We start from the raw sequence: 2,083 nt of genomic DNA, 5'->3' as shown, positions 1-2,083 counted from the left end.
AGACGGGTCTGTACGCGGACGGTGTCGAGGTCGACGAGGTGGGCCCGGAGGCCCGGCGCGGCTGGGCGGTCGGTCGGTACGCCTGAGCCCGAGGTGGCCGTCCGATGTCCATGATGTCCGCGATCTACGACAACGTCACGGGCGCAGTGAGCCTCGTGGTGGCGATCGTGGTGCTGTTGCGAGTGCTGATGTGGTTGCGGGCCCATGCGCACCGACCGGCCGCGGCGACGGGGGACGCAGAACTCGCACAACTACTGGACTCACTGGTCACCCACCGCACCCATCGACTCGCCGCGATCGTCGCCGAGGAAGGTCGGCCACCGCGGACTGCATTCGTCGACGCGTCCGCGAACGACCGTTTCGAACTCGGCTCCCTGAGCAAGGTCGTGACCGGACTGGTGATCGCCGACGGGATCGATCGAGGGGAGTGGACCCTCGACACCCGACTCGATGCGCTCGTCGCCGACATCGCGCCGTCGCTCGCCGACGTCACCGTGGCCCAGTTGGTCACGCACACATCGGGACTCCCGCGCCTGCCGTCGACACCGGCCATGACACTGCGGGCGCTCGCCCACGCCGTGTTCCTGACGAACCCCTACGCCCGTATATCGGCGCGTCGGGTGCTGGACGACGCGGCGCGGTCGCGGCGGGGCCGGGTGGGGGAATCGCTGTACTCCAACCTCGGGGCATCCGTCGCCGGAATCAGTGTGGCTGCTGCGCAGGGTGTCTCGTACGCAGAGCTGGTGCAGAGCCGGTTGTTCACCCCGATCGGGATGACCGCTACGTCGGCGTCGTCGGCGGGGACGCCCGCACCGCGCGGTTGGCACGGTGGCCGACGTGCGGCGCGGTGGCGGATGGACGGGTACGCGCCGGCCGGTGGCGTTGTGTCGACGCCGGCGGACATCGCGCGGCTGGCCCAGGCCATCGTCGATCGCTCCGCCCCCGGCATCGACACCTCCGTGCAGGCGGTCGGTCGAGGCCGCGGCATCTTCTGGGTTCTCGACGGCAGCGGAGGGGCGTGGCACAACGGTGAGACCGGCGGGTACTCCGGCTATCTCACGCTCGAGGTCGCTCCGACCCGCCGGGTGATCGTCGTCCTCGCCGATTCCGTTCCCGCCGAAGAACAACAACGCATCGCCGAGAAGATCGGCGATGCGTTGTCGGTCAGATGACGCTGGTGTGCTGCGGTCAGCGCACCGTGCACAAGGGCTGGATGTTCTTGTACGCGCCGTCGATCGGGGTCGTGATGAAGAAGCACGGGTTGTAACCGCGCGTCGAGATCACGTTCTTGATAGACCGCCACTGCGACGAGTTGACTCCCTTGTCGCGCTTGAGGACGAAGCCCGACAGGCGATCGGGGCTACCGACCAGCGCCCACGAGTAGTCCGGGGCGATGTAGGTGACGATGTAGTTCGTCGGTCCGGACTTGCTGGACTGGAACGGGACTCCCGGGAAGCTGACGTGCAGCTGCGCCTTCGTCTTCTGGTCGTTGACGCGGGCGTTGCCGTTGATGCCACTGCGCTGACCGGTGAACTTCGTGCAGGTGTTCTCCACCTTGATGTTGTTCGGGTCGATCAGGGTGTAGCGCGCCTGGGTGTTGCGCAGGCAGTCGAGGTTGAACGGCTGCGGGATGGCCGCGACCTGATTCCAGACACCGAGGTAGCGCTGCACGTCGAGCTTGGCGATGGGCTTGAGCGGACCGGGAGCCGCCGAGGCGGTGGCCGATCCCGCGACCAGGGCGATGACCGCCGCGACCGCAGCCAGCAGCGACAGCGCGATCGGTCGGCGCGTACGGGTGGTGCTCACAGTTGTTCTCCTCAAGGCTGTTCGGCGACCCAGACGGTCTTGACGTTACAGAACTCCCGTAGACCGAACTTGGTCAGTTCACGCCCGTGGCCACTGTTCTTGATGCCGCCGAACGAGATCTCCGGGTACGACGCCGTCATCCCGTTGACGAACACCTGCCCGGCGTCGAGGCCGTTGATGAACGTCTCGATCTCCGCGTCGTCGGTGGTCCACACGTTCGACCCGAGACCGAAGTCGGTGTCGTTGGCGATGCGCAGGGCGTCGTCGGTGTCGGTGG

3 protein-coding genes are annotated in these 2,083 nt (G+C 67.3%); 1 reads left to right on the top strand and 2 read right to left on the bottom strand.

Annotation, left to right across the window (positions count from 1 at the left end; all coding sequences use genetic code 11):
- Positions 1 to 104 precede the first annotated feature (104 nt).
- Positions 105 to 1,172, top strand: a complete 1,068-nt coding sequence (locus JHC79_RS23565) for a serine hydrolase domain-containing protein (RefSeq protein ID WP_296395493.1) — start codon at positions 105 to 107, stop codon at positions 1,170 to 1,172.
- 16 nt (positions 1,173 to 1,188) lie between these two features.
- Here the strand turns inward: JHC79_RS23565 and JHC79_RS23560 are convergent, their stop codons facing one another.
- Both JHC79_RS23560 and JHC79_RS23555 read right to left on the bottom strand, forming a co-directional pair.
- Positions 1,189 to 1,743, bottom strand: a complete 555-nt coding sequence (locus JHC79_RS23560; RefSeq protein WP_296395495.1) for a lipocalin family protein — start codon at positions 1,741 to 1,743, stop codon at positions 1,189 to 1,191.
- 74 nt (positions 1,744 to 1,817) lie between these two features.
- A partial coding sequence (locus tag JHC79_RS23555) for an aldehyde dehydrogenase family protein (RefSeq protein WP_296395491.1) occupies positions 1,818 to 2,083 on the bottom strand: 266 nt, incomplete at its 5' end.

Source organism: Williamsia sp. (assembly GCF_016462415.1).
GTDB lineage: Bacteria > Actinomycetota > Actinomycetes > Mycobacteriales > Mycobacteriaceae > Williamsia_A.
This window is presented reverse-complemented; position numbering and strand designations above follow the sequence as displayed.